Annotated in this window: 5 protein-coding genes and 1 pseudogene; 4 read left to right on the forward strand and 2 right to left on the reverse strand. The window is 66.2% G+C overall.

What is annotated here, in order from left to right; genetic code table 11:
* The coding region (locus AC5RWX_RS30040; protein WP_494099872.1) for a lactonase family protein at positions 1-768 on the forward strand (768 nt) is incomplete at its 5' end.
* 275 nt (positions 769-1043) lie between these two features.
* Here the strand turns inward: AC5RWX_RS30040 and malQ are convergent.
* Entirely contained in the window at positions 1044-3140 is a 2097-nt protein-coding gene (gene malQ / locus AC5RWX_RS30045; protein ID WP_494099873.1) for a 4-alpha-glucanotransferase, read from the reverse strand.
* Between the two features lie 3 nt (positions 3141-3143).
* On the opposite strand from malQ, the gene AC5RWX_RS30050 reads away from it, so the two are divergent.
* From AC5RWX_RS30050 to AC5RWX_RS30060, 3 genes and pseudogenes are all read left to right on the forward strand, one after another.
* On the forward strand, positions 3144-3266 hold the full coding sequence (locus AC5RWX_RS30050; protein WP_494099874.1) for a hypothetical protein: 123 nt from the start codon (positions 3144-3146) through the stop codon (positions 3264-3266).
* Positions 3267-3588: 322 nt separating this feature from the next.
* The gene (locus tag AC5RWX_RS30055) at positions 3589-4113 is read left to right on the forward strand and encodes a DUF488 domain-containing protein (protein ID WP_494099875.1); all 525 of its coding nucleotides are present in this window, start codon (positions 3589-3591) and stop codon (positions 4111-4113) included.
* Between the two features lie 91 nt (positions 4114-4204).
* Positions 4205-4378: pseudogene (locus tag AC5RWX_RS30060) on the forward strand (DUF3040 domain-containing protein); the annotation flags it as partial.
* Here AC5RWX_RS30060 and AC5RWX_RS30065 read toward each other — a convergent pair.
* On the reverse strand, positions 4334-4990 hold a 657-nt coding region (locus AC5RWX_RS30065), incomplete at its 5' end, for a DMT family transporter (protein ID WP_494099876.1). The pseudogene AC5RWX_RS30060 and the gene AC5RWX_RS30065 sit on opposite strands and share 45 nt — an antisense overlap.

Raw genomic sequence — 4990 nt, forward strand, 5'->3', positions numbered from 1 at the left:
GCCACCTGCCACGTTGCGGTCGACCCACAGGGGCGCTTCCTAACCGCCGCCTGCTGGGGTGATGGTCAGGTCCTGCTCTACGAATTGGATTCCGACGGCGGCATTACGGCAGGCTTCCCGGCACTGCCCTCGGTAGACCCGCACGCCAGCCAGACTCCGGGCGAGCCCCGGCAGAGCCGCGCCCACGCAAGCCTGATGCTGAGGGACGGACGCATCATGACGACGGATCTGGGCCACGACACCCTCCGGATCTGGAATTATGTGCCCGGATCTGGCTTGGTGGCCGATCACGAGGTGGCCCTCCCCTTCGGGTGTGGCCCACGCCATCTGGTGCAGCATTCCAGCGGCAGCGTTTTTGTGGTTTCTGAATACTCAATTGAAGTCTTCGTTGTCAGGCCGGAAGCCGGGACATTCGAACTGGTCTTCCGGGGCCCGGCCACGTCCGGCGGTAGCCTTCCCGACGATTCCGCCGCTGAAATCTGCCTCAGCCACGAGGGCCGGCACGTCTATGTAGGAGTGCGCGGCTCAAACCTGGTCAGCGTGCTGGAGATCGGGTCCGGCGGGACCGAGCTGGTGCCGGTCCAGGACTTTCCAAGCGGAGGAAACTGGCCGCGGCACCACCTGGTCAGGGACCGTTGGCTCCACGTTGCCCACGAACGGTCGGACAACATAGCCACTTTCGAGCTGGACCGCGTGACGGGCTTGCCCGGGCCTTTGCTCCACAATTTGGAAACGCCCTCCCCCACAGCCCTGGTGCCCGGAGGATAAACCTCGGCGGCCGTGGCGGGAGGGGAGCGCACTTCCTCGCAGGCCGTTTAGGTAGCACGCACAAGTCCGGGCAACGGCATCTCCTAAACGCTGGAGTTGTCAGTTACGGCGCGCCAAGCGGCGGCAACATTCCGTTTGAGCACGACGGCGGAGCGGTCACTTTCCGCTACGACCACTTCACACAGCTGATCATGGCGGGTTGAAGCTCCCTGCCGCCATAGAAAGGGCCACCTGCCGCCAACCCGAAACCGGAAGTGCGGCAGGTGGCCCCGCTGTTAGCCGCGCAGAGCCTCCTCTACCGCCGCCAACAGGGAGTTGAACCGTGCATTGGCGGAAAGATCATCCAGAAACACCGGCTTGCCGTCGGGCCCGCCGAGCGGTACCTGCCAGTTCGGATACAGCGCTTCCGTGGTGCCGGGCTGGTTCTGGACCCGCCGCTCCCCCACAGCATCCACCAGCGCAACGCCGAGCAGGACAGACGGCGCCTGCGCCAGCAGCAGGTGCAGGGCCTCTATGGTCCGTTCTTCGCTGGCCCCGGCAGGGCCTGAAGCATCGTCAGGGAGGTAGCCGCGCTCGCGCACCAAAGCCAGCATCTTCTCAAGTGAGGCCTTGTGCTCAGCCCGCTCCTCAGCCTCGGACCGCTCCAGGAGGCCCAGCCCGCTCCGCAGTGCCACGTGGTCGCCGGCGAGGTACCCGGCGGTGGGCGGAAGGTCGTGCGTGTTCACGCTCGCGAGTGCCTGCGTGCGGTACTTTTCGGGCGCAAGGGGCGAATCGCCGTCGTACTCGAACCAAAGGATGGAAGTACCCAGGACGCCGCGGGCGGCAAGGTAGTCACGCACCCAAGGCTCGAAGGTGCCCAGGTCCTCGCCGATCACCACCGCCCCGGCACGCTGCGCCTCAAGGGCGAGGATACCGATCAGCGCTTCATGGTCGTAGCGCACGTAAGCGCCGTCTCCGGGGGCATTGCCGGACGGAATCCACCACAGCCGGAACAGTCCGAGGATGTGGTCCACGCGCACGCCGCCGGCATGGCGCAGCACGGTTGCCAGCATGTTTCGGAAGGGGATGTAGCCGGCCTCCGCGAGCCGCGCCGGATGCCATGGCGGCTGTCCCCAGTCCTGTCCTTGCTGGTTGTACATGTCCGGGGGTGCGCCCACGCTGGTGTCAGGAGCAAGGACGTCCCGAAGTGTCCAGGCGTCAGCGCTGCTGTGGTCCACCCCCACCGCGAGGTCATGGACGACGCCGAGCCGCATCCCCGACCGCAGCGCCGCCCGCTGCGCGTTTTCAAGCTGCTCGTCGCAAATCCACTGCAGCCAGCGGTAGAACCCGATCCTGTCCGCGAGCCTTTCCCGCAGTGCCTCTGTCTGCGGCCTGCCAAGGGCACTGGCGGGGTCCGACCAGAAGGGGTCTCCGGCCGGCAGGTCCTCCCGAATAGCGGACCAGAGGGCAAAGTCGTCCAACCCCCTGCCGGAGATGCGGCAGAACTCGTCGAAGGCCGCCTGCCGCGCCGGCGACCGGCGGGTGTGGTAGAGCAGTTCCAAGGCCTGGAGCTTGGCCGCGTACACAGAATCGCGGTCCAGCCGCGCGCCCTCCTTGTTCAGGGCAGCAGCTTCCTCGTGAAGCTTCTCCACTGCGGCGCGCTTGCGCGGTTTGAGGTAGGCCAGTTCGGGGATTGCCTCGATCCGGATATACAGCGGGTTGAAGAACCGCCGGGTGGATGGTGAGTACGGCGACGGCTGCACCGGCGGAACCGGCTCGGCCGCGTGCAGCGGATTGACCAAAATATAGTCTGCGCCGTGGGCCGCGCTCAGTGCGCCAAGGTCGGCGAGGTCGGAGAAGTCGCCAATCCCCCAGGACCGCTTGGAACGCACGGAGTACAGCTGGGTAGCCAGTCCCCAGCCGCGGCGCTTTTCCAGCGGTGCGGCTGTGGTCAGCCGGACGGGCACCACCACCAGGGTTGTGGCCGCGGTGGTGCCTTCTGATTCGGCGTGCAGGGTATGCCAACCCAGCGGCAGGTCTTGGGGAAGGGCGAAGGTGGCACGCCCGGTGGCCACACCGTCCACGTCCCGCGGCTGCACCCGGAGGTCCTGCTGAACCGCATCCCGCGTTCCGGCACCGCCTTCAAGCATGATGGTCACCCGGGCTGTGGCTCCGTCCCGCAGATGAACCGGGATCTGTGCCGGCTCGCCCTGCTGGATAACGACGGCGGGAGGCAACATCCGCCGCCACGGCGCCAGTTCCGCTTCCGCGAGTGCCGCCTCGATCAGCTGGTTGGTGTGGGCCTGCACCCCCAGGGAGGCCAAGACCTTAATCAAGGTTTCTTCGGCAACGCTGTGCGGCAGGCCGTCCCAGCCCTGGAAGGAGGTTCCCACGCCATGTGCATCCGCCAGCTGCTGGAGGAGGTGCGGGTCTACGGCTGCGGCGGCAGCTTTACGGTCAGCGGGCAGGCCTGGCGGATCCGCGGGCATCTGCGATTGCTGTGGGTGCTGCTGGTCTGAAGCCGTCATGCGTGTCCGCCTCGTCTGATGTGATGTGGCCCGAACTTACAGTGCTGCCTTGTTGCACCGGGCGTCTGCACCCCCGCGCACAACCGTTGGTTCAGATTATTGCAGGGCGGCGCAGAGGCGAAACCGGAACGCCCCGTGACAGCGGCCCAGGGCTCGAAGTGGGTGCTGACCGAAACTTCGGCGAGGGGACCGGTGGAGCTACCGGCGCGCCAACCAGTCGCGCTGGGCTCCGGCATCCGGCCATCAGCAGCGTGATTATTGGGGCGCGCAGCCAAGAGCACCTGCGGGAGCCTGCGTGCCTACTATGGCTCTCGTGGGCGTTCTTTATACGGTAGGGCACGGGACAGCCTCCCAGGCTGACTTTGGGGAGCTGCTGAAAGGCGCCGGTGTGGCATCCCTCGTGGACGTACGCATTGGCCCCGGCAGCCGCAAGCACCCCCATTTTGGCAAGGACAGCATGTCCGCCTGGCTGCCGGAAGCCGGCATCAGTTACCGGTGGGAGCAGCGCCTTGGTGGTTTCCGCAAGCTACCCCCGGAGTCACCGGATACGGCCCTCCGCAACGATTCTTTCCGGGCCTACGCTGCCTACATGCGGACCAGGGAGTTCGGAGCGGCCGCGGAACGACTGGTAGCAGACGCACACGATCAACCCACCGTGATCATGTGCAGCGAAACCCTTTGGTGGAGATGCCATCGAAGGCTCATCGCCGACCACTGCGTCCTCCTCGCGGGCCTTCCCGTGGAACACCTGATGCCCCGCTCCCGGCCAACCACTCATGTCCCCACTCAAGGGGTCAGGGTGCTGGGCGACTCAATGCAATATGACGTCATCGCATAACCGGGCAAGCTGAACCCTTGACTCCTCAGGACAAGAATCCTACGGTCGATATCGATACTCCCGACTTAGATTTCAAGGGCGTCCAATGCCAATGTCCGAAGAGGAGCGGAGGCTCCTTAAGGAGCTGGAGCTCGGGCTGATCGCCGACGATCCCCACCTGGCCATGGAACTGCTGTCCGGCTACCCCTCACGCCGGTTCAGTTCAGGCTTCTACTACGGTTCAGCCGCGGGCCTGCTCGGCCTTGTGCTCTTCATCGCTGGCGTCAGCGGCCCAGTCATCGGTGTAGCTGTCTCCGGGGTGTTCCTGATGGCTGTTGGTGCTTACCTCGCGCTGAACAGGCATCCCATCGTGCGTCGCCACCGGCGCGGTCTGCCCACGTAGCCCTGCGTCGCTCAGCCGCTGTTGCCCCTGTGGTGAAGCACGTGGGACCAGGAAAAACAGGCCTGCCAGGACGGTAGCGGCTCCGAGCCAGCCCGCGGCCGGCAACCGTTCCCCCACCACAAGGACCGCCAATGCCGCTGCCACCACGGTCTCCACCAGGGAAAGGCCTGTCGCGGTGCTGGCACGCACCCGCGCCAGGCCCCACCCGAACAGGACGTACCCCGCGAACATCGGCACGAGTGCCATGTACGCCCCGACGGTAAAGTTCGCCCACGATTCGACGAGCGGGCGGCCGGTGAAAAAGAGGACTGGCATCAGCAGCGCACCGCCCACCCCAAACACTGTCCCCATGGCGGCCCGGGAGGACACGCCTCCGCCGATGAGGCGATGGGCTGCCCAAGAGTACAAAGCGTAGGTGGCCCCTGCGACCAAACCAAGGGCTATTCCCGCCGCGCTGGCCCACGACTCCGCCGCGGGGCCTGCGCCGCCGCCGGG

This window comes from Arthrobacter sp. SPT-J7 (assembly GCF_059089965.1).

Coding starts and splice junctions, on each gene's coding strand:
- AC5RWX_RS30050 (WP_494099874.1), top strand. CDS start 3,144: ATGTGCATCCGCCAGCTGCTGGAGGAGGTGCGGGTCTACGGCTGCGGC.